The organism is Roseibium sp. ROS1 (genome assembly GCF_054658215.1).
Genome location: NZ_BAAGIG010000004.1, coordinates 442,548 through 468,542, shown reverse-complemented (window position 1 = coordinate 468,542; position 25,995 = coordinate 442,548). Strand labels below are relative to the sequence as shown.

General features: G+C 60.8%; 23 protein-coding genes. 22 read left to right on the top strand and 1 reads right to left on the bottom strand.

Going from position 1 to position 25,995, the window contains the following annotated elements; genetic code table 11:
- Window positions 1–104: 104 nt before the first annotated feature.
- The gene (locus ACYQ6M_RS24970) at window positions 105–2,897 is read right to left on the bottom strand and encodes a bifunctional aconitate hydratase 2/2-methylisocitrate dehydratase (RefSeq protein WP_460076223.1); all 2,793 of its coding nucleotides are present in this window, start codon (window positions 2,895–2,897) and stop codon (window positions 105–107) included.
- 489 nt (window positions 2,898–3,386) lie between these two features.
- On the opposite strand from ACYQ6M_RS24970, the gene acnA reads away from it, so the two are divergent.
- The 22 genes from acnA (at window position 3,387) to ACYQ6M_RS24860 (ending at window position 25,992) form a co-directional block, all read left to right on the top strand.
- The gene (acnA, locus tag ACYQ6M_RS24965; protein WP_023002755.1) at window positions 3,387–6,062 is read left to right on the top strand and encodes an aconitate hydratase AcnA; all 2,676 of its coding nucleotides are present in this window, start codon (window positions 3,387–3,389) and stop codon (window positions 6,060–6,062) included.
- A 368-nt stretch (window positions 6,063–6,430) separates the two neighbouring features.
- Window positions 6,431–6,820, top strand: coding sequence for a bleomycin resistance protein (locus ACYQ6M_RS24960; RefSeq protein WP_460076220.1), 390 nt, complete (start codon window positions 6,431–6,433; stop codon window positions 6,818–6,820).
- Window positions 6,821–6,962: 142 nt separating this feature from the next.
- Window positions 6,963–7,619 (top strand): DUF4129 domain-containing protein, encoded by a 657-nt coding sequence (locus ACYQ6M_RS24955; RefSeq protein ID WP_062486494.1) that lies wholly within the window; start codon window positions 6,963–6,965, stop codon window positions 7,617–7,619.
- The gene (locus tag ACYQ6M_RS24950; protein WP_460076217.1) at window positions 7,616–8,938 is read left to right on the top strand and encodes a hypothetical protein; all 1,323 of its coding nucleotides are present in this window, start codon (window positions 7,616–7,618) and stop codon (window positions 8,936–8,938) included. Before ACYQ6M_RS24955 ends, ACYQ6M_RS24950 begins: the two co-directional genes overlap by 4 nt.
- The gene (locus ACYQ6M_RS24945) at window positions 8,928–9,884 is read left to right on the top strand and encodes an AAA family ATPase (protein ID WP_023002751.1); all 957 of its coding nucleotides are present in this window, start codon (window positions 8,928–8,930) and stop codon (window positions 9,882–9,884) included. Before ACYQ6M_RS24950 ends, ACYQ6M_RS24945 begins: the two co-directional genes overlap by 11 nt.
- A 53-nt stretch (window positions 9,885–9,937) precedes the next feature.
- Window positions 9,938–11,179, top strand: a complete 1,242-nt coding sequence (locus tag ACYQ6M_RS24940; RefSeq protein WP_460076215.1) for a DUF58 domain-containing protein — start codon at window positions 9,938–9,940, stop codon at window positions 11,177–11,179.
- Window positions 11,179–12,174 (top strand): stage II sporulation protein M, encoded by a 996-nt coding sequence (locus ACYQ6M_RS24935; protein WP_023002749.1) that lies wholly within the window; start codon window positions 11,179–11,181, stop codon window positions 12,172–12,174. Before ACYQ6M_RS24940 ends, ACYQ6M_RS24935 begins: the two co-directional genes overlap by 1 nt.
- 2 nt (window positions 12,175–12,176) lie before the next feature.
- On the top strand, window positions 12,177–13,094 hold the full coding sequence (locus ACYQ6M_RS24930; RefSeq protein WP_460076213.1) for an RDD family protein: 918 nt from the start codon (window positions 12,177–12,179) through the stop codon (window positions 13,092–13,094).
- A gap of 45 nt (window positions 13,095–13,139) precedes the next feature.
- The gene (locus ACYQ6M_RS24925) at window positions 13,140–14,030 is read left to right on the top strand and encodes a hypothetical protein (RefSeq protein ID WP_460076211.1); all 891 of its coding nucleotides are present in this window, start codon (window positions 13,140–13,142) and stop codon (window positions 14,028–14,030) included.
- Between the two features lie 267 nt (window positions 14,031–14,297).
- Window positions 14,298–15,080: a hypothetical protein gene (locus ACYQ6M_RS24920; RefSeq protein ID WP_023002746.1), complete on the top strand. Its 783-nt coding sequence runs from the start codon at window positions 14,298–14,300 to the stop codon at window positions 15,078–15,080.
- A 190-nt stretch (window positions 15,081–15,270) separates the two neighbouring features.
- The gene (gene ccmA, locus ACYQ6M_RS24915) at window positions 15,271–15,933 is read left to right on the top strand and encodes a heme ABC exporter ATP-binding protein CcmA (protein ID WP_460076452.1); all 663 of its coding nucleotides are present in this window, start codon (window positions 15,271–15,273) and stop codon (window positions 15,931–15,933) included.
- Window positions 15,930–16,601 carry a heme exporter protein CcmB gene (ccmB, locus tag ACYQ6M_RS24910; RefSeq protein WP_023002744.1) on the top strand — a complete coding sequence of 224 codons (672 nt, stop codon included), beginning with the start codon at window positions 15,930–15,932 and terminating at the stop codon, window positions 16,599–16,601. The genes ccmA and ccmB overlap by 4 nt, the downstream gene beginning before the upstream one ends.
- An 80-nt stretch (window positions 16,602–16,681) precedes the next feature.
- Window positions 16,682–17,449 (top strand): heme ABC transporter permease, encoded by a 768-nt coding sequence (locus ACYQ6M_RS24905; protein WP_023002743.1) that lies wholly within the window; start codon window positions 16,682–16,684, stop codon window positions 17,447–17,449.
- A gap of 5 nt (window positions 17,450–17,454) precedes the next feature.
- The gene (gene ccmD, locus ACYQ6M_RS24900) at window positions 17,455–17,637 is read left to right on the top strand and encodes a heme exporter protein CcmD (protein ID WP_023002742.1); all 183 of its coding nucleotides are present in this window, start codon (window positions 17,455–17,457) and stop codon (window positions 17,635–17,637) included.
- Window positions 17,634–18,254: a DsbE family thiol:disulfide interchange protein gene (locus tag ACYQ6M_RS24895; RefSeq protein WP_460076207.1), complete on the top strand. Its 621-nt coding sequence runs from the start codon at window positions 17,634–17,636 to the stop codon at window positions 18,252–18,254. Before ccmD ends, ACYQ6M_RS24895 begins: the two co-directional genes overlap by 4 nt.
- Window positions 18,255–18,417: 163 nt before the next feature.
- Complete coding sequence (locus ACYQ6M_RS24890; protein ID WP_370199277.1) at window positions 18,418–19,338, top strand: NAD-dependent epimerase/dehydratase family protein; 921 nt, start codon at window positions 18,418–18,420, stop codon at window positions 19,336–19,338.
- A 158-nt stretch (window positions 19,339–19,496) separates the two neighbouring features.
- Window positions 19,497–20,615, top strand: a complete 1,119-nt coding sequence (locus ACYQ6M_RS24885) for an acyltransferase family protein (protein ID WP_055659908.1) — start codon at window positions 19,497–19,499, stop codon at window positions 20,613–20,615.
- A 142-nt stretch (window positions 20,616–20,757) separates the two neighbouring features.
- Window positions 20,758–21,387 carry a DUF6962 family protein gene (locus ACYQ6M_RS24880; RefSeq protein WP_139314085.1) on the top strand — a complete coding sequence of 210 codons (630 nt, stop codon included), beginning with the start codon at window positions 20,758–20,760 and terminating at the stop codon, window positions 21,385–21,387.
- 9 nt (window positions 21,388–21,396) lie between these two features.
- A complete protein-coding gene (locus ACYQ6M_RS24875; RefSeq protein WP_460076206.1) occupies window positions 21,397–22,536 on the top strand; it encodes a cyclic nucleotide-binding domain-containing protein in 1,140 nt (379 codons plus the stop codon).
- A gap of 57 nt (window positions 22,537–22,593) precedes the next feature.
- Window positions 22,594–23,529, top strand: a complete 936-nt coding sequence (locus tag ACYQ6M_RS24870; protein WP_055659916.1) for a fatty acid desaturase family protein — start codon at window positions 22,594–22,596, stop codon at window positions 23,527–23,529.
- Between the two features lie 16 nt (window positions 23,530–23,545).
- Window positions 23,546–24,778, top strand: a complete 1,233-nt coding sequence (locus ACYQ6M_RS24865; protein WP_023002735.1) for an SAM-dependent methyltransferase — start codon at window positions 23,546–23,548, stop codon at window positions 24,776–24,778.
- The gene (locus tag ACYQ6M_RS24860) at window positions 24,775–25,992 is read left to right on the top strand and encodes a glycosyltransferase (RefSeq protein ID WP_460076203.1); all 1,218 of its coding nucleotides are present in this window, start codon (window positions 24,775–24,777) and stop codon (window positions 25,990–25,992) included. Before ACYQ6M_RS24865 ends, ACYQ6M_RS24860 begins: the two co-directional genes overlap by 4 nt.
- Window positions 25,993–25,995: the final 3 nt, after the last annotated feature.

Sequence of the window (25,995 nt, the reverse complement as noted above, 5' to 3'; positions counted from 1 at the left end):
CTTCAACGTCCCGTCCTGACCCTCAAATGCAGCAGGGCCGCCCGATCGGCATCGATCGGGCGGCCCCAGATTGCGTCTGTGTTCTGAATGAACGCAGCTTGCTCTTAGAAATGAACCGACCGTGCGTCGAGCGGCTTCTGGTTCGGCGGAGCGAACTTGGTCAGATCGATCCCTTCGACAGCTGCCTTGTACTCGTCGAGGCTCGGCGTGCGGCCGAGGATGGCCGACAGAACCACGACCGGCGTCGAGGCCAGCAGGGACTCACCCTTCTTGTCGGAGGAATCTTCCACGACGCGGCCCTTGAAGAGACGCGTGGAGGTTGCCAGAACCGTGTCGCCCTTGGCGGCCTTTTCCTGGTTGCCCATGCAAAGGTTACAGCCCGGACGCTCAAGGTAGAGAATGTTCTCGTATTCGGTGCGGGCGGTGTTCTTCGGCGAGTTGTCGTCGAATTCGAAACCGGAGTATTTCTGCAGAATGCTCCAGTCGCCTTCTTCCTTCAGCTCGTCGATGATGTTGTAGGTCGGCGCAGCCACCACGAGCGGTGCCTTGAACTCGACTTTCTCGTTGGTCTTTTCGAGGTTCTTGAGCATCTGGGCGACGATCTTCATGTCGCCCTTGTGCACCATGCACGAACCGACGAAACCCAGATCGACCTTCTTCTCGCCGCGATAATAGGAAACCGGGCGGATCGTGTCGTGGGTGTAACGCTTGGAGACATCCTCGTTGTTCACGTCCGGGTCGGCGATCATCGGCTCGTCGATCAGGTCCAGATCCACCACGACTTCCGCGAAATACTTCGCGCTGTCGTCCGGCGTCAGGGCCGGCTTCGCGCCGGAGCGGATTTCGGCAATGCGCTTGTCTGCCTTGTCGATCAGGCCCTGCAGAACCTTGTTGGCGTTGTCCATGCCCTTGTCGATCATGATCTGGATACGGCTCTTGGCGATTTCCAGGGATTCGATCAGGGTGTCGTCGTTGGAGATGCAGATGGAGGCCTTGGCCTTCATTTCCGCGGTCCAGTCGGTGAAGGTGAACGCCTGGTCGGCGAGCAGCGTGCCAATGTGCACTTCGATGATGCGACCCTGGAAGACGTTGTCGCCGAACTGCTTCAGCATCTGTGCCTGGGTGGCATGAACGACGTCACGGAAGTCCATATGATCCTTCATGGTGCCCTTGAAGGTCACTTTCACCGATTCCGGGATCGGCATGGTTGCTTCGCCCGTGGCCAGCGCCAGCGCAACCGTGCCCGAATCCGCGCCGAAGGCAACGCCCTTGGACATGCGGGTATGGCTGTCGCCGCCGATGATGATTGCCCAGTCGTCGACGGTAATGTCGTTCAGCACCTTGTGGATCACGTCCGTCAGCGGGTGATAGACGTCCTTGGGATCGCGTGCGGTGATGAGGCCGAACTTGTTCATGAAGCTCATCAGCTTCGGAATGTTGGCCTGTGCCTTCAGATCCCAGACCGAAGCCGTGTGACAGCCGGACTGGTAGGCGCCGTCGACGGTCGGTGCGATCACCGTTGCCGCCATGGCTTCCAGTTCCTGGGAAGTCATCAGGCCGGTCGTGTCCTGCGAGCCGACGATGTTGACCTTCACACGAACGTCGGAACCGGCATGCAGCACCTTCCCTTCCGCAACGCCGACAGCGTTCCGGTTGAAGATCTTCTCGACCGCCGTCAGGCCCTGGCCTTCGTGCGACACTTCCTTGTTGGGTGCGAACACCGGCGGCGTCTCGATGCCGAGGGTTTCTGCGGCAAAGCTCTGCAGCTTCTTGCCGAAGACGATGGCGTAGGAACCACCAGCCTTCATGAACTCGACCTTCTGCGGGGTCAGCGCGGAAGCGACATCGGCCAGTTCTTCGTCACCGGCGTCGTTGTAGAGCTTCTTGGTCTTGGTGTTGATGGTCAGCACCGTGCCGGTCTCGACGGAATACTTCTGTTCCAGAACCGGGCTGTCGTCATTGTTCAGGATCGGCTTGCCGTTTTCGTCCAGCTTCTTGACCCAGTTTTTCAGGTCAATGCCGATGCCGCCGGTCACGCCGACGGTGGTCAGGAAGATCGGTGAAATGCCGTTGGTGCCGGCAACGACCGGGGCAATGTTCACGAACGGAACATAGGGGCTGGCTTGTTTGCCGGTCCACAGGGCGACGTTGTTGACGCCGGACATGCGGGACGACCCCACACCCATGGTGCCCTTTTCGGCAATCAGCATGACGCGCTTGCCCGGATGCTGCAGCTTGAGCGCCTCGATTTCCTTCTGGGCCGCTTCGGAGATCATGCACTTGCCGTGCAGCTCGCGGTCGGAACGCGAATGCGCCTGGTTGCCGGGGGACAGAAGGTCGGTGGAAATGTCGCCTTCGGCGGCGACATAGGTGACGACCTTTATTTCCTCGTCGATGTCCGGAAGCTTGGTGAAGAACTCGGCCTGAGCGTAGCTTTCCAGAACGTCCTTGGCGATTTCGTTGCCGGCCTCATAGGCGGCCTTCAACCGGTCCGTATCGGCATCGTAGAGGAAAACCTGCGTCTTCAGGACTTCAGCCGCATCCCTGGCGATCTGGGCATCGTCGCCAAGAGCCAGGTCCAGCAGAACCTCGACGGAAGGGCCTCCCTTCATGTGGGACAGAAGCTCGAAGGCAAACGCCGGGGTGATCTCATCAACAACAGACGTGCCGAGGATGATTTCCTTCAGGAACTTCGCCTTCGCGCCGGCAGCGCTCGTGGTGCCCGGCAGCGTGTTGTAGATGAAGAACTTGAGCGACTCTTGCCGGTGCTGATTACCGGTATCCTTGATCTGCGCAACGATCTCTTCAACGAGAGCAGCGTCTTCGATGGGCTTGGGATGCAGACCCTGGCCTTTGCGCGTTTCGATCTCTTTCAGGTAGTCTTCATACAAGCTCATGATGATCCCGGCGTCCTGGTGTTGTTTGAAGCCTGGCTTCCGGATCGCCGTGAGGTCTGGCGGGCCGGGACAGGCTAGCTGAGCGGCGTTTTAATTCAGTATACAATGGTATGCAATATCTTCCCATCCAATAAATGATGTCTATATACCGGTTGGCGCATCTGCATGCACCCAAGATCGCATTTTCGAATTTCCGAAGGTGTTTTCTGGCTTCGATTTCCGGACGACGCCGTTTCAAGAGGCTGAAACTTCAACCGAAGTCTCGACAACGGCGACGGCGTCGTGTCTGGTGGTCGTAGCCAAAGATTGCTATAGGTGCGGCGCATCAATTTGCGGCGGCGACTGAGGGAGAGGCTCTCATCGTATCCGCGCGGAAGGATGCCGGATGACAGAGCGCTGCAGCTCCGTTTCCGGAGCCTTGAGAGAGTATGCCAGGCACCGGTGCACACACGGCCCGGGCCTTTTGGACAATAAAGGAGATCGCGCGTCGTGACCCAGTCCCTCGACAGCTTCAAGTGTAAGAAAACACTGACCGCCGGCGGCAAGACCTACACCTATTTTTCCATTCCCGAAGCGGAGAAGAACGGCCTCGAAGGTGTTTCCAGGCTGCCGTTCTCGCTGAAGGTGGTGCTTGAGAACCTGCTGCGCTTCGAAGACGGCCGCACGGTGACCAAGGCAGATATCCTTGCCTGCGCCGAATGGCTGAAGACCCGCAAGTCCGATCACGAGATCTCCTATCGCCCGGCCCGCGTGCTGATGCAGGACTTCACCGGTGTTCCGGCCGTGGTCGACCTTGCCGCCATGCGCGATGCTGCCGTGAAGCTCGGCGGCGACCCGGAGAAGGTCAACCCGCTGGTTCCGGTCGACCTTGTCATCGACCACTCGGTGATGATCGACTATTTCGGCACCAAGGACGCCTTCAGGCAGAACGTCGAACTGGAATACGAGCGCAACCGCGAGCGCTACGAGTTCCTGCGCTGGGGCCAGTCCGCCTTCAACAATTTCCGTGCCGTCCCCCCGGGAACCGGCATCTGCCACCAGGTGAACCTGGAGTATCTGGCCCAGACCGTCTGGACCAGGGACGAGGACGGTGAAACCGTCGCCTATCCCGACACGCTGGTCGGCACCGACAGCCACACCACCATGGTCAACGGCCTGGCGGTTCTGGGCTGGGGCGTCGGCGGCATCGAGGCGGAAGCCGCCATGCTCGGCCAGCCGATCTCCATGCTGATCCCGGAAGTCGTCGGCTTCAAGCTGACCGGCAAGCTGAACGAGGGCATCACCGCGACCGACCTCGTGCTGCGCGTCGTGGAAATGCTGCGCCAGAAGGGCGTCGTCGGCAAATTCGTCGAGTTCTATGGCCCCGGCCTCGACAACCTGTCGCTGGAAGATGCGGCCACCATTGCCAATATGGCGCCGGAATATGGCGCGACCTGCGGCTTCTTCCCGGTCGACAAGGAAACCCTGAAGTACCTGGAAGCCACCGGCCGCGACAAGGACCGCGTCGCCCTAGTTGCCGAATACTCCAAGGCACAAGGCATGTACCGCTCCGGCGGCGAGGAGCCGGTCTTCACCGACACGCTGGAACTCGACATTTCCACCGTCGTTCCGTCGATTTCCGGACCGAAGCGTCCGCAGGACCGTATCAATCTTGCCGATGCCGCAGCCGGTTTCGCCAAGACCATGACGGACGAATTCAAGAAGGCGGGCGAGCTGTCCAAGCGCGTTGCCGTTGAAGGCAAGGACTACGACATCGGCAACGGCGACGTTGTGATCGCTGCCATCACGTCCTGCACCAACACCTCCAACCCGTCCGTTCTGATCGGCGCCGGCCTCGTGGCCCGCAACGCGCTGAAGAAGGGCCTGAAGGTGAAGCCATGGGTGAAAACCTCCCTGGCGCCCGGGTCCCAGGTCGTGACCGACTACCTCGAAAAGGCCGGCGTTCAGGACGATCTCGACGCGCTCGGCTTCACGCTGGCCGGCTACGGCTGCACCACCTGTATCGGCAACTCCGGTCCGCTGGACCCGGCGATCTCCAAGGCAGTCAACGACAACGACCTGATTGCCTGCTCGGTGCTGTCCGGCAATCGCAACTTCGAAGGTCGCGTCAATCCGGACGTGCGCGCCAACTACCTGGCCTCGCCGCCGCTGGTGGTCGCCTATGCCCTTGCCGGCAACCTGAACATCAACATCACCGAGGATCCCCTCGGCGAGGATCAGGACGGCAACCCGGTCTACCTGAAGGACATCTGGCCAACCACGGAAGAGATCACCGACCTCATCCGCGCCTCGATCAACGAGGAGATGTTCCGCACCCGCTATTCCGACGTCTTCAAGGGCGACGAGCACTGGCAGGGCATCAAGGTGGAAGGCGGCCTGACCTACTCCTGGCCGGTGTCCTCGACCTACGTCCAGAACCCGCCCTACTTCGAAGGCATGACCATGGAGCCGAAGCCGCTTCAGGACATCGAGAATGCGGCGGTCATGGGCCTGTTCCTGGATTCGATCACCACCGACCACATTTCACCGGCCGGCTCGATCAAGCTGGACAGCCCGGCCGGCAAATACCTGTCCGAGCATCAGGTTGCCCAGAAGGACTTCAACTCCTACGGCTCGCGCCGGGGCAACCATGAAGTCATGATGCGCGGCACCTTTGCCAACATCCGCATCAAGAACCAGATGGTTCCGGGTGTCGAAGGCGGCGTTACCATGAAGGACGGCAAGAAGGAATGGATCTACGACGCCTGCATGGAATACAAGGAAGCAGGTGTTCCGCTGGTCATTTTCGCCGGCAAGGAATACGGCACGGGCTCGTCCCGTGACTGGGCCGCGAAGGGCACCAACCTCCTTGGCGTGCGTGCGGTCATCGCTCAGTCCTTCGAGCGTATCCACCGCTCCAACCTGGTCGGCATGGGCGTCATCCCGCTCACCTTCAAGGAAGGCGAAAGCTGGCAGTCGCATAACATCACCGGCAAGGAACGCGTGACCATCAAGGGCATCGCCGACATCCAGCCACGCCAGATGATGGACGTGGAAGTCACCTATGAGGACGGCACCACCAAGACCATCGAATGCCTGTGCCGTGTCGATACGCTGGACGAGCTGGAATACATCAAGGCCGGCGGCATCCTGCACTACGTGCTCAGGAACCTCGTGACGAGCTGAGGGTCGGCTTTTCAAGTCAGGTGAGATCGAAGCGGGCCCTGAGGGGCCCGTTTTTTTTTGGATACCCCCCGGTGGGTCATTCCGGACAAGTGCAGCGAAGCTGCGCGCTGATCCGGAACCCAGCGCATGCTTCGCGCCGCAGGCGCGTCTTTTTTTAAGTGTCGGATGCTTGTTTGAGTTTGCGCTCGCTTTCGCTCACGCTGATTCACTGGATTCCGGATCGGGCCATGCAGCTGCGCTGCAGACCGTCCGGAATGACCAGCCGAGAGTTAGTCGCCCAGCCACGGACCCTGCAGGGCGCTTTTGTTATTTGCCACTGGTGGAAAAGTCCGTCAGGCTCAACCTCAGGCAGTTCCGGAGGTTTCCTCATGCCAGATACCAAACCACCGCATCTCTCCAATATCGCTCCGGTCTTTCCGGTTTCCGACCTGAAGGCCGCCGTCGCCTATTACCGGAACAGGCTCCTGTTCGAGAGCCGGTTCGAATGGGCGGATACGGAGGCCGAGCCCGTCCGCTATGCCATTTTGTGCCGGGACCATGTCGAATTGCATCTGTCGGCCGGGGCCGGACGGCATCCGGCGACGGCCTACTGCTTCGTGGCCGGGATCGACGGCTATTACACCTCGGTGACAGAAGCGGGCGCCGATATCGCGGAGGCGATCACCGACCGGCCCTGGGACATGCGCGAATTCGGTGCAAGGGACCCGGACGGGAACATGCTCTATTTCGGCGAGCATCTGGAGCGGATCGGGCAGTGAATGCCCTGAGCAAAAACGGGGAGCGAGATCCTAACGGAACTCTGGCAGCAGCTGTCGGTTGCGAAGCTCAGACCGAGCCGCTAATAAACCCGTCATGCGCCGATTTTTGATCGTCTGTTTTTTATTGATCCTTTCAGGGACTTTGCTCCCCTCATATGCACAAGAAGCCGTTCAGGAACCGCTTGAAATCGGCGACTCGGGCACGGAGTACCTGCGTGCAATCCGTCTGCGCGGGATCGATACGGACGTGGCCTATTTCGACCCCTCCGCACCGCCACCCAAACTGGACACCACCCAGGAGCCGCCGAAACCTGCGGCGGATCAGGCAGACCCGACCATCGACAACCGCTGGATTCCGGGCCTGATCGTAGGGGGCATCCTTGTTGCCGTTGCCTATTTCTTCCTGCGCTTCGGTGGACGGTTCACGGTGTCGCTAGGCCGGGAGGCCGGCAACCCCGACAGCACCCGCCCCCGGATCCGCGGACAGGCCCCGATCTGGGCGGAAAAGCTCGCCCCGCTTGACGAGATCCTGCGCATGGAAGACCGGCAGAGGGCCCTTGTGCTGCTGACGCAAAAGGTGCTGGCCACCGCCATTGCAGCCAACGGCATCCTGATGCAGCGCAGCTGGACGGCACGCGACGCCTTGCGCCAGTTGCCCGAAAGCCAGGCGAGGGAACTGCTGCGCAAGCTCGTAACCATGGCCGAACGGGTGCAATTCGGCGGCAGGAACGTCAGCGAAGACGAGTTCAACGACCACGTTGCAAACTGTCGCTACCTGCTGGGTCCGGAGGCGGCATGAGCGAGAGCGCTGCAAATACGCGGCCGAAGGGCCCGAGCCTTGAAACCGCCGTCATCGCACTGATCTGCGTCGCGGTTCTGATTGCCGGCTGGTACATCCTGTCCCAGCGCCAACAGGTCTTGCGCCGCTCGCCCGCCGGGCTGGACGGCCTGCAGGTCTGGCTGGCGACAAATGGGGCCAGTGCGCAGAATTTTGCCGGCGGCTGGCTGATGGACCAGACAGCGGTCGGCCTGCTTGTGGTACCGCTTTACGATACGCTGCCGGACAGCGAACGCAGCAACCCCCGTACCAAGGAAGAACTGCTGCTGCAGCAGGACGAATACGATCTGGCGACCGCCGTCGTCCTGGAAAAGGCCGAGCGCGTTCCAACCCTGCTTGTGCTGCCGAAATGGCGTAGCGGCATGCGCCTGACCGGCCTTGCCCACCCTTTCCTGAAGGTTGAGGCGGACCGTCTTCAGACAATCGTCAACAAGGTGACCGGCACCAGCGGCACGAAAATTGCCGCTGCAAGTCGGCCCTTCTCCGACTTCCGGTACCAGTCACAGCAAGGCGAGCCCTTGCGGGCGGAGGTCTATGCCGCCCAGACCTTCGCCAACGAGGCCTGCCGCCCGATCGTCGGTGACACCGGCGCAATGCTGCTGGCTGATTGCCCGCTCGCCAATGCCGGTGACGGTGAGCAGGAGCGCATTCTGGTGCTGTCCGATCCGGACCTGATCAACAACCACGGCCTGCGATTGGGCAACAATGCCGGCATTGCCCTTGATGTCCTGACCGAAAAGGCCGGCAACCGGAATATCGTCATCGACTACAGCCGCTCCTCTTGGCTGCGCGATCCCGTGAGCGAACCCAAGCGCGAGCGCACCTGGGAAGATCTGCTCCGTTTCTTCGGACCGCCCTTCCTGACCCTGTGGCTCGGCACAGCACTGTTGCTGGGGCTGGCGCTCTGGCGCAGCTTCATCCGCTACGGCCCCATCCGCGATGAAGAGGCGGGACCTGGCGCCGGCAAGGATCTGGCGGTCCAGGCGCGCGCAAGGCTGATGCGGCTATCCGGGCAGGATGGCGCTCTCATTCGCGAATATGCGACCGCCCGTATTTCGGCGACGGCCTCTGCGCTGTTCGGTCCGGCCCATGCCCGCCACTATGCCGGGGAAGACGCCTTCCTGACCTACACCGAACGCCGGCATCCGGCCCTTGCACCGCGCCTGCGCGCGATCCTGGCCGACATACGAAAACTGCCTGCCCGGCTTCCGGCCACGGAAGCCATCCAGCAAATCGACCAATTGGAACAGGTATTGGAGCAAATAACCCATGACGCTTGAAGCGCTGCGCGAACGGACCGATGCCTTGCGGACGGAGATCGGCCGGACCGTACTCGGTCAGGACGACATCATCGATCTGTTGCTGATCGCCTTGTTTGCCCGCGGCCACGTGCTGCTGGAAGGCCCTCCCGGCACCGCCAAGACGCTGCTTGCCCGCAGTTTCTCGGCGGCTCTGGCACTCGATTTCGGCCGTATCCAGTTCACGCCGGACCTGATGCCCGGCGACGTGCTCGGCACCTCGATCTTCGATTTCCGCACCAACGCCTTCGTGCTGACCAAGGGACCCGTATTCTCGCAAGTGCTGCTGGCCGACGAAATCAACCGCGCCCCGCCCAAGACCCAGGCCGCCCTGCTGCAGGCCATGAGCGAACGCATGGTCAGCATTGACGGCACGGATCATTCCCTCGGACGGGAATTCATTGTCGTGGCAACGCAGAACCCCATCGAGCAGCAGGGCACCTATCCCCTGCCGGAAGCCCAGCTCGACCGGTTCCTGTTCAAGCTGGTGATCGACTTCCCGCCCGAAGACATCGAGATGGCGATCCTGCGCCAGCACGCGGACAAGCCGCTGGAAGCCGGCATGGAAACCGCCACGCTGTCCAAGGTGCTCGATTCCACCACCCTTGAGGAAACAAGGGCGCTGGTTGACAGCATCATCCTGAAGGATGACATCCTTGCCTATATCCTGCGCCTGATCCGCGCGACCCGCCAAAGTTCCGAAATCGCCTTCGGTGCCTCGACCCGCGCGGCCGACGCGCTGGCAAGTGCGGCACGGGCAACGGCGGCGCTCAACGGACGCGATTACGCCATTCCCGACGACGTCAAACGCCTCTTCGTGCCGGCCCTCCGTCACAGGATCGTTCTCGGCCCGGCGGCGGAAATCGAAGGCCGCAGCCCGGCGCAGGTCCTGGAAAACATCCTCAACCAGATCGAGGCTCCCCGCTGATCCGGCCGTCCAAACGACTGCTCGCCTTTGGCGCATTGGCTCTGGCCATCTCGGTGATCACGGTTGTCACCGGGGGCGCTGCGCGTGAAATCGGCGCGGTTCCCTGGATCGTGCTCGTGCTTCTGGTCGTCATCGACATGGCCATGTCACTCCGGCGACCGCAGAACCTGACGTTCGAGGCTCCGGCGGAGGTATTTGTCGGCGAGACGGCAAAGCTTCAACTGGAACTTGCCCAGGCGCCCTTGGCCCTGCGAGCGAAACTGGACTGGCCGGAAGGCCTCGGCGGCGACGCGGAGTTCGCGTTTGCCCCGGCAGCGGACGGCAGCTCGCGGGCGGAGGTTGCCTGCCGGGCGATCCGGCGCGGCGTCTGGCGCGTGGACCGTCTCTGGCTTTCCTGGCACTCGCGTCTCAAACTGCTGGAGTTCGTGCCGAAACTGGCCGTCGGGGCAGAAATCCGCGTGGTCCCGAACATCCGCATGGTCCAGTCCGGGCAGATCACCACCACCGTTCTTTCGACGCTTTACGGCGTGAAGGAAAACCGCGCTGTCGGTGAAGGATCGGAATTCCAGCAACTGCGGGATTTCGTCCAGGGCATGGACATCAAGACGATCGACTGGAAGCGGTCGGCCCGACGGCGATCTCTGGTCGCCAAGGAATTGCGCGCCGAGCGCAATCACCATGTCATTGTCGCACTCGACAACGGCTATCTGATGCGCGAGGAGATCGGCGGCCTGCCGAAGATCGACCACGCCGTGACCGCAGCGCTGGCGACCGCCTGGGCGGCTGCCATTGGCGGTGATCTGGTCGGCTATTATTCCTACGACGTCAAACCGCGCACCTTCTCCGCACCCGCTCCGGGCAGGACGGCGTTTGCACGGCTGCGCAGCTGGACGGCGGAGCTTTCCTATGTCAGCCGCGAAACCAACCACACCCTCGCGCTCACCGAATTGAACGCCCGGACGCCCAAACGCAGCCTGCTGATCATCTTCACTGATTTCGTCGACACCACATCGGCCGAATTGCTGGTGGAAAACATCGGCATCCTGGCCAAGCGGCACCTGCTGATTTTCGTCGCAATCCGCGATCCCGACCTTGAGAAGCTGGTGGAAACAGCGCCGGGAGATCTCGATGGCGCAGCCACGCTTGTCGCCGCCAACCAGGCACTCAATGAACGCCGCCTGGTGTTCGAAAAACTGTCCCGAATGGGCGTTACCATCGTCGACGCCAAACCGAATGCCGTGACCGCGCGGCTGATTTCCGCCTATCTTGAAATCAAGGCCCGGGAGCTGATCTGATGGACACACAGGATCTGATGCGCTCCGCCCGGTTCCGAAAGGAGCGGGAAGCCGACTGGCAGAGGCTGGAAACCCTGGTTCGCAAGGCCGAAGGCCAGGGCCTTCAGCATATGGAATTCGCGGAGACCCGAGATCTTGCCTCTCTTTACCGGCAGGCGACGACCTCGCTCGCGATTGCCCGCGAAATCTCGCTCGACAAGGCCCTGCTCGGCTATCTGGAAGCGCTCACGGCCCGTGCATATCTGTGCGTCTATGCCCCGCAGGAACGGCTTGGGGGCCTGCTGGAGCATTTCCTGAGGGAAGGCGCGCCTCGGGCGATGCGCCGGTCCTGGTTCTACATTCTGATCGGGTTCCTGTGCATGGCGCTCGGAGCCCTCACGGGTTATCTGCTCTATTTCGAGAACAACGACTGGTTCTACGTGATGATGCCGGCCGAACTTGCCGGCAACCGTGGGCCGGACGCGACCACGGAATCCCTGCGCTCGGTCATCTACGGCACCGACCAGGCAAGCGGGCTCGGTGCCTTCGCGACCTATCTGTTTTCCCACAACACCCGCATCGCGATCTTCGTTTTCGGTCTTGGTGTCTTTGCCTGCGCCCCTGCCGTCTTGCTGACATTCTATAACGGCCTATCGCTCGGTGCCTTCCTCGCCCTTCACGTCGACCGGGGCCTGGGTCTCGATCTCGTCGGCTGGCTATCGATCCATGGCGTCACCGAGATCTCTGCCATCTGCATTGCCTGCGGCGGCGGGTTGCAACTGGGGGCCGCAGTGCTTTTTCCGGGTGACAGATCGCGCAGCGTTGCCTTGCGCGAAGCCGGTCGCGATGCCGTGAAACTGGCGATTGTCGCAGCCATCATGCTGGTGGCAGCCGCACTTCTGGAAGGCTTCGGCCGGCAACTGGTGCAAAGTCTTGACGCCCGGTTGATCATCGGTTGGGGGATCGGTGCGCTCTGGCTGTCCTGGTTCCTGTTGGGAGGCCGGAGCCGGCGATGAGAATGCGTTTCTGGAAACGAACCAAGACCGACCGGCCACCGGCTTCAACGCTTGTGCCGCCGGAGGGCGTTGCACTGACGCTGCCCATCGCGGGTGTTGGGGTGCGCTTTTCTGCCCAGCTCATCGATATCACCCTGACCGCGATTGCCGCGACCTGCCTGGTGATCCTGCTCGCTCTGATCAACCTTACGACACCGCAGACACTGATGGCCATCGCCGCCCTGCTGTTCTTCCTGATCCGGGTTCCCTACTATGTGCTGGCCGAACTGGCCTGGAACGGCCAGACCCTCGGCAAACGGCTGATGAAGATCAAGGTGGTTTCCCATGACGGCGGACCACTGACCGCCCGCGCGCTTGTCCTGCGCAACCTGATGAAGGAGGCGGAGATCTTCCTGCCCGGGACGCTTCTGCTGACGCTGGATTCGGCAACGCCGCTTGCCTCGCTCGCCGCTTTTGCCTGGGTTGCCATGTCGCTGATGATCCCCCTGTTCAACCGCTACCGGCGCCGGCTTGGCGACATGATGGCAGGCACCCATGTCATCCACCTGCCGGTGCCGGTGCTTTTGAAGGATCTGGCCAGCGAGACGGTCGCGACCGGGACAGCACGCAAGAAATTCGTCTTCCTGTCCCATCAGCTCGACCACTACGGCGCCTTCGAACTGCAGACACTGGAAACGCTGCTGCGTGGCCAGAATACACCGTCCGGAGCCGAAGCTGCCCACCAGCGGAACGCCACCCTGGAAGCCATCGTGGAAAAGATCCGCAAGAAGATCGGCTATGCCGCTCCGGTGCCTCCGGTGGATCGTTTGCCGTTCCTGCAGGCGTTCTACAACGCCCAGCGGGAACATCTCGAGCAACGCCAGCTGTTCGGCGACAAGCGGGAAAACAAGCACTACGCCCAATCCGGCGAGGAAAAATAGACCTTTCGCCCTCTCCGGCTCCAGTCATCAAGTGGATCAGCCAGATTGCAGAAACAGGACAATCATAGCCTCAGAGCCTATTTCCTTGATCGGGTTGGCCAGTCCGGGGGGCCGCAGGGGCGCCATGTCCGGCAGTCACTTGGGATCGGCGCGCTGATAGGAAGCAGTTTTTCCATCACGATCCGGAATCTTGTGCCGGTCCTTGCGATCGGTTTTGTAGTCAGCCTCCTGGGCGCTCTGCTGGCTGGATCGCTTGTCGGCGTCGATGCCGCGCTCAATTTGGAAACGGACGACACCAGCGACCTGGCCGGCCTCGTCGACCTTGCGACGGCCTTTGTCGATGTGATCGTTTTTGCCGTGACTGCGGCCTTTCTCGCCCAGCTGACCTATGATGCCCGGTTGAACCGCCCGGTCTCGATTGCCCGCTATTTGCTGCCGGCCCTCAAGGCCAGCGCACCGATCTGCCTGCAAAACGGGTTGTTGGTCGTCATCTTCGTGTGCATTGCGCTGCCGCTGGTCTTCATTGCAATCTTCGTGAATACGACCCTGATTTCCATCACGGCGCTTGCGGTTCTTCCTTTTGTCGCCCTGTGGGGATGTTCGGTCTTCTCGGTTCTGGCCCCCGCTGTCGTCATTGAACGGATTGGCTTCAGCGGCATGAGCCGCAGCTGGGCGCTGACGAAAACCTATCGTTGGCAGATTGCCGGCGCACTGCTGCCGGTCTGGCTTTGCTCGCTGGCCGTCACGATTGCCGGCGCCTTTCCAGTGGAGCTTCTCGCCCGTGAGGGAAGTTACGTCTGGGCCCTGCCCGTCTTTGCCGCAACCAACGCGCTGGCAAGCGGACCGTTGGCAATTCTTGCCACGTTGGTTTACGCGCGACTGCGCGAAATCAAGGAAGGTATCAGCGTTGACCAGGTCGCCGATGTCTTCGAGTGAGTGTCAGGAGGGTTGAACTTCCGCGCAAGGCCCGGCTTGTGACCTGCTGCAGAAGGATTTATGGTGAAAAATCGCAAGAGTGACTGTCTTCAGCAGAGGGCGGGCAAGATGCTCATGCGATCGGGATCTACCGGTTTTCGGACAGTCCACGGCTTCAGGCGGATGATCGTCGCTCCTCCCGTTTGGCGGGCAGCGTTCGTTGGTATGTGGGCTGGAATTAGATAACCACTTTTGAAAAAACTATTGGAAGTTTTACGGAGCAATTGAATGACCGACACGACCCTAAGCCAGCCCACGGCCTCCCTTGGCGTTGGCTCCATCATCGGCGAGAGCTTCTCGATCCTCCTCAAGCATTTCATTCAGGTCGTCATCGTCGGCTTCGTGCCGAACCTGATCGGCTTCCTGATTTCCGGCCTGCTGGTCGGCTTCGGCGCCGCACTCGGCATCCAGCCGCAGGAGTTCACCGGCCCCGGCAGCGCTGTTGCCAACGTGCTGTCGATCCTCGTCAGCATGGTGGTCTATTCCATCACCACCGCACTTCTGGTGCAGCTTGCCTATGACGCGAAGCTGTCGCGCCCGGTACAGCTTGGCCGTTACTTCGGTCCGGCCCTGAGTGCTGTCGTGCCGCTGGCGATTCTCTCGATCGTCGTCTCGATCCTGGTTGGTATCGGCCTGGTCCTGCTGGTCGTTCCTGGCCTCTGGGTCTATGCGGTATTCGCCGTCATGGCACCGGCCGTGGTGATCGAACGCGCCGGCTTCGGCGGTCTTGGCCGCAGCAAGTATCTTACCAAGGAATACCGCTGGCCGATCCTGGGTGCGCTGGTACTGGCCATCATCTGTGCCACCATCATCAACATCGTCGCTCTGTTCGTCGTCGGCCTCGTGGCCTCGGCCGGCAGCATCGGCATGGTCATCGGCATCATCCTGTTCGCTGCCATTTCCACAGTCGGCGCAGGTTTCCTGAGTATCCTTGTCGCACTGATTTATGCGCGCCTGCGTGAAATCAAGGAAGGCGTCAGCGTTGACCAGATCGCATCTGTGTTCGACTGATCGCCCAGCAACGCGGGCAAACCCCGCTGCTTTTTGAAATTGTCCGGCAAGCGGGTCCGGACACCAGAGCACCCGGGGCAAGCCTCGGGTGTTTTGTCTTTGAGCAAAGACAAGGCGGGGAATTTTCCTTGCATCATAACAGTGCGGCCAACTAACAAGGTTCAACCCAACCTGCCGCCGGAGCATTCCCCTGAGACTGATTGCCGAAAACCTGACCATCGATCGCGGCGGACGCCGGGTGTTTCAGGACCTGTCCTTTGATCTTCCCTCCGGCACGGCGCTGGTCGTGACGGGCGCGAACGGCATCGGCAAGTCGTCGCTGCTGCGGACGCTGGCAGGTCTAGTCGCGCTGGCTGGCGGCACGCTTCGGCTGGAACAGGGAGAAGCCGACCGGTCGCCAGCTGAACACGCCCATTATTTCGGCCATCAGAACGCAGTCAAGGCAGCGCTTTCCGTGCTGGAGAACCTGACGTTCTGGCAAGGCTTCACCTCACCGGTTTCGGCATCCGTCTTTGGCGCAACGGCAATGTCTCCCGAGGAAGCGCTTGATCTCCTCGGCATAAGCCACACGACAGACCTGCCGGCAGGATTTCTCTCCGCCGGTCAGACGAGGCGCCTGGCCCTTGCCCGGCTTCTGGTCACGCCCCGGCCGATCTGGCTGATGGATGAGCCGACGTCGGCGCTGGACAAGGCATCGGAAGGCCAGCTTCTGGACCTGATGAACGGACATCTGACCGCCGGCGGCATGATCATAACTGCTACCCACACCGATCTGGCCCTTGCCAATACCAAGATCCTGCATCTGCGCACCGCTGAACCCGTTTCGCTGCACGAGGAGGATCTGCCCGCATGAGTTCCTGGGCTGTTGTGCTGTTTCGGCGGGATCTTCGGCTGTCTGTGCGCGTCGGCGGCAGCGCGCTTGTCGGTGTGCTGTTCTTCCTGGCCGTTGTCACCGTCATTCCCTTCGGCGTCGGTCCGGATCTGAACCTGCTTTCCCGCATTGGTCCTGCCATCTTGTGGATCGGTGCACTTCTGGCGACACTCCTCGGACTGGACAGGCTGTTTCAGGCTGATCGGGAGGACGGCACGCTGGACCTGATGCTGATGGCCGGACGGTCGCTGGAACTGCTTGTGCTGATCAAGTGCCTGGCGCACTGGGTCGCAACGGGCCTGCCGCTGGTGATCGCCGCACCTCTGCTGGGCATCTTTCTCAATCTCGACCCCGTCGCCACGGGAGCCGTCACGCTCACGCTGCTGGTCGGCACACCGGCCCTGACGCTGATCGGCGCCATCGGTGCGGCCCTCACTGTCTCGTTGCGCCGAGGCGGTCTTCTGCTGGCCGTGCTGGTGATACCGCTGGCTATTCCCGTGCTGATTTTCGGCGTCAGTGCCGCGGATGCCGCTATTCATGATCCCGTGCCGTTTCTGACGCCATTCCTGATCCTGTGTTCGCTGTCGCTGATTGCGGCGGTGATCGGCCCGCTTGCCGCTGCCGCGGCGCTCAGGTTTGCAGGAGATTGACGGCAATTTGACACCGCGCAATGCACCCTGCGGCATACTCGTCCATTGAAGCGGACAACGCTCTAGATTAGAACGGTTCCATGGCAATTTGGGATTATGCAAATCCGACGCGATTTTTGAGGCTGGTCCAGGTGGTTCTGCCCTGGCTTATCGGCTTGTGCGTCATTGCGTTCGCCGCCGGGCTCTACATGAGCTTCTTCGTTGCGCCTGAAGACTATCAGCAGGGCGACACCGTGCGGATCATGTATATCCACGTGCCGGCCGCCTGGCTCAGCATGATGTGCTATTCCGTGATGGCGCTGTCCTCACTTGGCACCCTTGTGTGGAAACACCCGCTGGCGGATGTTTCCGCCAAGAGCGCGGCCCCCATCGGCGCGGCCTTCACCTTCATGGCACTCGTGACCGGTTCGCTCTGGGGCAAGCCTATGTGGGGCACCTATTGGGTCTGGGACGCGCGACTGACGTCGGTCCTGGTCCTCCTGATCATGTATCTCGGCCTGATGACGCTCTGGCGGACGATGGAAGATCCGATCAAGGCCGGCAAGGCGGCAGCCGTGCTGACGCTCGTCGGCGCGCTGAACCTGCCGATCATCAAGTTTTCGGTCGACTGGTGGAATACGCTTCACCAGCCGGCAAGCGTCATGCGCATGGACGGCCCGACCATTCATCCGGACATTCTCTGGCCGCTGCTGGTCATGGCGATCGCCTTTACGCTGCTGTTCTTCGTGTTGCATCTGATGGCAATGCGTAACGAGATCCTGCGCCGCCGCGTGCGTGCCCTGCGCCTGCGCGCAGCCAGCGCTGCCCAGCCGGGCACTGCGGCAGCCACGGCTCAGCCTGCGGAGTAATTCTCATGGATCTAGGCCCACACGCTGGCTTCATCTGGGCGTCCTACGGCCTTTGCCTCTTCACGGTCATCGGACTGATCGCCTGGGTGCGCATCGACAAGGCCCAACAGGAAAAAGCCCTCAAGGACCTGGCAGCCCGGGGCATTTCCCGCGCCCGGCCGGCCGGTGAAGGAAAAGCAAGCTCATGACGTCCCACGATACTGGTGCCGGCCGACACGGGCAGCAGACTGCCAAACGTGGTTTCCCGGTTCTGGTGCTGCTGCCCTTGGTGGTGTTCGCAGCGCTCGCCGCCCTGTTCCTGTTTCAGCTGACCCTCGGCGGCGATCCGCAGAAAATTCCCTCTGCGCTGATCAACAAGCCGGCGCCGGAATTCGACCTGCCGCCGGTTGAAGGCCTCACCGATGGTGACACCGCCGTTGCCGGGTTTTCCCGTCAGGATCTCATCGACAAGGTTTCCGTCGTCAATGTGTTTGCATCCTGGTGCGTGCCCTGCCGCCAGGAGCACCCGCTTCTGGAAGAGCTGGCAAAGGTCGAGGGCATCCAGCTTCTCGGTATCAACTACAAGGACAAGCCGGAAAACGCGCGCCGCTTCCTGGGCAGTCTTGGCAATCCGTATCAGCGCGTCGGCGCTGATACCGGTGGCCGCACAGCGATCGAATGGGGTGTCTACGGTGTGCCGGAAACCTTCGTCGTCGATGGCGAAGGCACGATCCGGTACAAGTTCATCGGTCCGCTGAGCCCCGAAAGCTATTACGACGTCTTCCTGCCGGAACTGCAGAAGATCATGGACGGCAACAAATCCTGATCTTGCCAACCTTGTGGTGCCTGCCTGTCACCTGCGCAGGCCGTTGTCCCCGCTGATTGTTTGCGGTGACAACGGCGAACCGGCCAAGCCCCATTTACAAATCGCCATGGGGCCGTTCTAAAGTCCGGATCATCTTTTTCAGCCGATTCCGGAGAGGCCCGTCTTGAAAGTACTTGTGATCGGTGGCTGCGGGTTCATCGGGTCTCATGTCGTGGACAAGTGCCTTCAGCAAGGCCTGTCGGTGCGGGTCATGGACACCCGGCCGGAACTTTACCGGCCGCCGCTTCCCGGTGTCGACTACGTCTTCCACAGCCTGTCCGATCATCACCGGCTCGCCGACACTCTGTCCGGTGTGGATGCGGTGGTGCATCTGGCCAGCACGACCGTTCCCTCGACCTCGAACCTCGATCCGGCCGCCGACATCTCCGGCAACCTCGTTCCCACGGTTCGCCTTCTGGAAGCCATGCGGGCAAGCGGAACGAGGAAACTCGTCTTCTTTTCCTCCGGTGGCACAGTCTATGGCATCCCGACAAAGGATCCGGTGCCGGAAGATCATCCGCTGAACCCGATCTCATCCTACGGCATCGTCAAGCTGGCGATCGAACAGTACCTGCGCATGGAACAACAGCTCCACGGGCTCGAGTTCGTCGCCCTTCGTCCGGCGAACATCTATGGACCGCGCCAGGCACAGGTCGGCCTTCTGGGCGTGATCGGAACCTATCTGCGCAAGGTGGCGGAGGACGCCCCCATCGAAATCTGGGGGGACGGCAGCGTCGTGCGCGACTTCGTTCACGTCGAAGACATTGCCGACCTGTGCCATCGCGCCCTGACCTCCGGCGCGTCCGGCAGCTTCAACGCCGGAAGTGGCGAAGGCACGTCCATCTCGCAGATCGTCGACATCATCGGCCAGACCACAGGGCGCACCCTGGAACCGGTCTACAAGCCGGGCCGCAACTTCGATGTGCCACGGGTCGTGCTGGATATTGCCAGGGCACGAGCGACATTCGGCTGGCAGCCTGCCGTTCCCTTGCGGCGCGGCATCGGAGAAACGTGGGAATGGGTGAAGCAGCACAGCGCACCTTGATGTGCCGTTAGCGCTGGAACCTGCAGAAAATCGGCGACTGACTGAATTGGACCCGCCGCATCAGTTCATTTACCCATAATAAAATCGACGCTGGCATAGATTTCCCGGAAGCCTGCGGGCATTAGTGTCCCTGGGTCAATCGAGGGGATGATTTGCGCATGAACGTGACCGACAGCGCGGCAAAGGTTCGACTGGAACAACTGACCGGACTGCGCTTCTTCGCAGCTTTGCTGGTGTTTGGCGTTCATTTCCGCTGGGATACCAGCGGCGACTTCGTCAAGACGATCGCCGAACAGGGCTATGTCGGCGTCTCTTTCTTCTTCATCCTGTCCGGCTTCGTGCTGACGCAGTCCTACAAGACGAGGATCCTTGCCGGCACGATGTCCTTTCGCGACTACTTCCTGCTGCGCATTGCCCGTCTGACGCCGCTGCATTTCCTCACCGGATTGCCGTTTCTCTATTTCTCGATCATGCAGGTCGAGGCGATCTACTCGGAAGAATTCAGCGTCATCAAGACGGTTCTGAACCTGACCTACCTGCAGAGCTGGATTCCGGTTTCCTCGATCTATTTCTCTCTCAACGCACCGTCCTGGTCGCTGTCGGATGAAATGTTCTTCTATGTGTGCTTCTTCGGCCTGGTCGCGTTTTCACCGCGAAAGCTAGTGGCGGTGACCCTGGGGCTCGGTGTGGTGGTGTTCGTTTCCGCCCTGCTGGTTCAGGTATTCCTGGGCGATGTGATCTTCTTCGGCAAATACCCGTTCTCGCATTGGCTGTTCTATGTCTTTCCCGGCTTCCGCATTCTGGAGTTTCTGGTCGGCATGGTTCTGCATGAGGTCTGGCGTCGCGGCGTCCGGCTGCCCGGCGCAGTGCAGCCACTCAGCTATCTTCTTCTGTTCCTGGCGATGTGGCTGGCACCGGATGTCCCGGATCCCTTCCGCTATTCCCTGTTCTATCTGCCGGTCATCACACTGTTCTTCTATGCACATCTGACGGAAGGCGCCGCACTCACACGGGTGTTTGCAACCCGCCCGCTCGTGCTTCTCGGCAATGCCTCTTTCGCCTTCTATCTTGTGCACCAGCCGTCGCTTCACCTGATGAACATCTTCCTGAGGCCGTCCATCCCGGCGGATATCGTTTTCTTTCCGGTATCGCTGTGCATCACGGCAGCGTTTTCGATCTTCCTCTACCGCATTTATGAGATGCCGGCGGAGCGGGCGCTGAAATCATGGGTCAAGGGAAAGCGGTCCGCACAAACACCGAACGAGGCAACATCCTGACGCGTCGAATTCCGTGTCTCGCTGCGGCGAGCCGCTTAACATAATCTCAATGCTGACGGCGGATTATTGCGGCGAACCGGCCAATTTCAGGCCGGATACCGCCAGCCGCCACCGGTCAGATTGGCGCCAACCATGAGTATTCTTGTTGCTTTCCGAACTCGTCCTTTCAGCCCTGACTGATGTGATCCTTGCCTGCGAGCTATTTTTTCTCGCCGGCCTGAGCCTGCGTCCGGGCATTCAGACCTTCTCACCTGCCTGGATCTGGAGCCTGACACTGGCATTGATCGGGCTTGCCTCGATGCTGGGTGCCATTGACCACGGGTTCTTCGAAACAATCGGTCACGAAGCGCACCGTCCGCTTGTGATCGCAACGCGCATCGTCATCGTTCTGGGCAGTCTCAGCATGATCGTCGCGGCCAGCTTTCAGTATCTGTCCTCGCCGCTGCGCCAGGGATTTGTGGCTGCCGGCGTCCTGGGTGCACTCTGGCCGGTCTTCATGATCCTGACTTCCGACGATTTTCTGTCCGTGATCCTCTATTATTCCGTCGGCCTGATATTCCTGCTGGTGCTGAGCGTTGTCCGGTTCCGCCAGAACAAGGGAACGCTGCCGATGATCGCCGGCATTCTTCTCACGCTGGGTGTATCAGCGATGATCCCGATGCAGAGCCCGGGGTTCTGGGGTCTTGGCCTCTATGGAAGCTATCACGTCCTGCTGATGCCGATCGTCGTGCTTCTGTATTTCGGCGGCCGCTGGTTCAGGACCACGAGGTAGGGTAACCCCATGCGCACGGCTTCCATCCCCGTTGAAGAAAAGGTCCAGGAAACGGAAGATCTTGAAACGATCTTTCATCGGATGACGGAGTTCATGCCACAGCGGGTCGCCGATGCGGTACGGGCGGCCTCGCGCAGGGTGCCGGTGGCGCCACATCAGGACGTCATCGTCGAGGGCGAGACAAGCGACGGGCTCTACATCGTTCTGGAAGGCACCTTCGGCATCTATCGCAAGGGTGACGGCACGGCCTCGGACCACCGTGTTGCGGAAATTGGGCTGGGGCAGCCTTTCGGTGAAATGGCGCTTCTCGACGGTGAACCACGCTCGGCAACCGTGCGTGCTGAAACAGCCGGTGCCGTGCTTGAAATCGAGCCGGAACGGATCCTCGAACTGGCTGATGGCGAAGCCAGACTTGCAGAATTCAAGGGGGCACTGGCGTCCTTCGTGACACGGCGCATGCGCGCCTCCACGCAGGAGCATGTCGCAGCCCTGCAGCGTGAACTGGACCTCCGGAACGAACAGCAGCAGTTCGGCAAGTTTTTCGTCTATTCGCTGATCATGATGTCCATCGGCACGCTGGTGAACAACGTCCTGGCGCGGACGATCGTCAACGTCGACGTCTACACCGAAGTCTTCGCCTGGCAGTATCTCGCCATCCTGATGGTGCCAAGCCTCTTTGTCATCCGGCACATGGGCATTTCGATTTCGGCGCTCGGACTGACAACCGTCGGCCTGAAGAAATCCCTGATCGAGGGCGCGATCATTTCGGTCGGGCTCTGCATCTTTGCCTGGGGACTGGCGGCCGTGCTCAAATATTTCGACGCGCTGCCCGGCAAGCCACTGCCCTTCAACCTGCTGGGAACACTGAGCTACTTTCTTCACAGCGCCTTGCAGGAAATCATCGCCAGGGGCTTTCTGCAGTCTTCCTTCCAGCGTTTCCTGGGAGACCAGGGCAAATGGCGGTCGGTCCTTCTAGCCTCGGTGCTGTTCGGAATGTTCCACCTTCATTTCGGCATTCCGGCCGTGCTGATGACAATCGGCACCGGATTTATCTTCGGCTGGATCTACATCAGGCATCAGAACATCGCCGGTGTAATCCTGATTCACTACATGATGGGTGTCGCGGCCTTCAATACAGGCTTGATCTGAGACGCAAGCCTAAGCTAGTGCTGCTTGCTCGACCCTATCGCTGAAGGTTGGAACGACATGATTGCCCGTGACTATTTCATACCGCGACCAGCCATCTACTATCGCGATTTCTGCTTTTATCTGGCGCTTTTTGTCGTTGGGTTTGCGTGGGGTCTGAACGCCTCCTGGCCGATGGTTATCCTGCCCTGGCTGCTCGCGACATTCGGCCTGCACCGCGCAGGACTTTTCTGCCACGAAATCGTACACATCAAGGACGACAAGCTGCGCGGTTTCCGGGCGCTCTACACCTGGACCGTGGCGCTCATCGTGATGGTTCCGCCGCTGCGGTTTCAACTGCCGCATCTGGCCCATCATCGGCTCGGGATTTTCGGAACGCCCGAGGATCCGCAATACCCGCTCGTGCGCGGCAATGCGTTTGCCATGGCCATGGTTCTGCTCGTGATCCCCTTTGTGGTGCCCTTTACCAACCTTCTGATGACGGTGACCGCCGCGCTCGGTGCGTTCCGGGTCGAAGCTGCGCTCGATCGCTGGGCGACGGAGAAGCTCGGCTTTTCGCTCAGCTCCGCCCTGACACCGGAACAGCAGGCCGAAGTGACCCGGCACGCCCGGGTTACGCTCGCGCTCTTCATTGCGGCAATCATCTTCTTCCCCGCGGCGCTGCCTTTCTATTATGCCGTCCTGGTTCTGGGCTGGGCGCTTTTGACCGCGCGTATTCCGCTGGAACATGAACTGGAACGCCTTGCCGAAACCTCCGGACGGGAAGACCAGATGATCGACAGCTTCACGATCGAGTCTCCGCTGGCCCTGATCGTGCAGCCGGTCGGCTTCCGCTTTCATACGGCGCATCACATGTATCCCGGGGTGCCCTATCACAATCTGCCCGCACTCCACGAGGAGCTGAAGCGCACCATTCCCGAGTACCGGGACAGCATCATTTCGCTCTGGACCGCGATCAGCGGCCCCAAACGCCGTCCTGCAAATTCTCTTCATTGATTTAGAAAGCCCGCCGATGAAAGACGTTATTCGCCAGCTCGCAGAAGCCATGTCTGCGGCCTCTCCCGATGCGCAGTTCGAGGTCCGCTACTGGGACGGAACCGGCTTCTCCATCGGGACCGAGCCAGAGTTCATTCTGCATTTCAAGAACGAGCGGGCTCTCTCCAGGGTGCTTTCGGATGCCTTCATGGGCTTTGGCGAGAGCTACATGCTGGGCGATATCGAGGTGGAAGGCGACATCAAGAAGCTCTTCTACCTGGGCTTTGCCATCGATTTCGCGGAACGGCCCATGTCGTTGATGCTGCGGATCAAACTGGCCTTCCACTTCTTGCGCGCACGCAACACCATTGCCCGCTCGCGCGAGAACATTTCCTTCAGCTACGACATCGGCAACGATTTTTACGAGATCCTGCTCGGAAAGGGCATGATCTACACCTGTGCCTATTTCACCTCGCCCGACAACACGCTGGATGAAGCACAGAACAACAAGCTCGAACTGGTATGCCGCAAGCTGTGCCTGAAGCCGGGCGAACATGTTGCCGATCTCGGTTGCGGCTGGGGCGGCTTCCTGATGTATGCCGCCGAAAACTACGGCATCACGGGCGTAGGCTTCACCATTTCGGCAGAACAGCGCGACTATGCGATTCAGAAGATCGCCGAGCGCGGCCTCTCCGACAAGATCGAGATCCGCCTGCAGGACGCTCGCGAAGCGGACGGCCTTTACGACAAGGTTGCCTCGATCGGCATGGTCGAACACATGGGCAATGCCCAGATCGCACCGGTCTTCGAACGGATCGCACACATTCTCAAGCCACAGGGCCTTGCCTTCGTCCACACGATCGGCAACGAAATCCCCCGGCCGATCGACCCCTGGATCGACAAATACATCTTCCCGGGAACTCAGGCATCGCCGCTGACGACCATGGTCGAGGCTGCCGGCAACAATGATCTCTACATGATCGACCTTGAGAACATCCGGCTGCACTATCCGCCGACGGTCAAATACTGGCTCGCCAATTTCGACGCCAATATCGACCGTATCCGCGAAATGTATGACGACACCTTCGTCAGAAGCTTCCGGCTGTATCTGGAAGTCGCAAGTTCCTCCTTCAGCTGGGGCGACAACCGGCTTTACCATCTGCTGATGACCAGGGGCCTGAAAAACGATGTCCCGATGACCCGGGAGCATCTGGTCCTGCCGAAGTCCGGCACTTCCCCGGCCGGTACATCTTCAGAAGGTGGTGCATGACGGAACCCGTCCATGTGGCAGTGATCTATACGGACGCAGGCGGTGGCCACAGGGCCAGCGCCTTCGCCCTGAAAGCATGCCTCGAAGGGTCCGGCAGATACCGGGTCAGCCTGATAAATCCCTATACCTCGCTGATCCCGCATCTCGACCTCTTCAGCCGCTTCGGATCACGCACAGGCGAGAATATCTACAACGAGGTCATCTTGCGTCAGGGACGTACCGGCCTCACCTGCTGGCTGTTTTATGCAGCCTTGCGTCTGAACTACGTCTTCTGCGAACCGCCGGCCATCAGTATTCTTTCCCGGCATTTCGAGGACATTCGCCCGGACATCGTGCTGTCGGTCATGCCGCTCGGCAACCGGGTGATGCTGGAGGCGCTGAAACGCTACCGCGCTGGCATAACGGAAGGCCCGCTGCCGGAAGGCGCCGTCATGATCACGGACTGGGCGGAACTGGCGAAGGGTGTCTGGTTTCTCAATCGAGCCGACTACCACGCAATTTGCGGCACGCAGGACGCCCTGCGAAATGCCGAAAAACTGCCAAAGCTTTCCGGCAAGATCCATGCGATGGGCGGCTTGCTGATCCGGCCGGAATTCACCGACCCCGCCCAACGCTCCAGCCGGGAAGCGCTGAATCTCGATCCTTCCAGACCTGTCGTGACCGTGCTCTATGGTGCCCAGGGCAGCATGCGCATGATCGAACTGGCAACCGCGATGCGCGACATTCCGCATAACGCCCAGGTGGTGTTTCTTTGCGGCCGGAACGAAGCGCTTGCCGATCAGCTGCGCGCCATGGACCTGCCTTTTCCGGTCCAGGTTCTCGGGTTTACCGACAGGGTCGCCCAGTATCTTTCCGCCAGCGATCTCTTCATCGGCAAGCCGGGTCCGGGCAGCACCAGCGAAGCCATGGCACTTGGCGTATCCATGCTGCTCGACAAAAGCCTGGCGCTGCCGCAGGAAGCTGCGGTCCTGCGCCACGTGACGAAGACGGGAGCCGGACTGGCCTTTTCGACGTCTTCCGATTTCAGCGAGAGCTTCAAGGCGGCCATGTCCGCCATCGAGCGCGGCCAGGCGCGGCAACCGGTTGCCGCCAACACATCGCCCGCCGACATTCTTGAGATCATGGACCGCATCGCCGCTTCCCGTGTTCCGTCGGCAGGCTCCTTGCAGCCGGCCGGTGAATTGCCGCACGCTCGGCACGTGTCCAGAGCCTGAGCG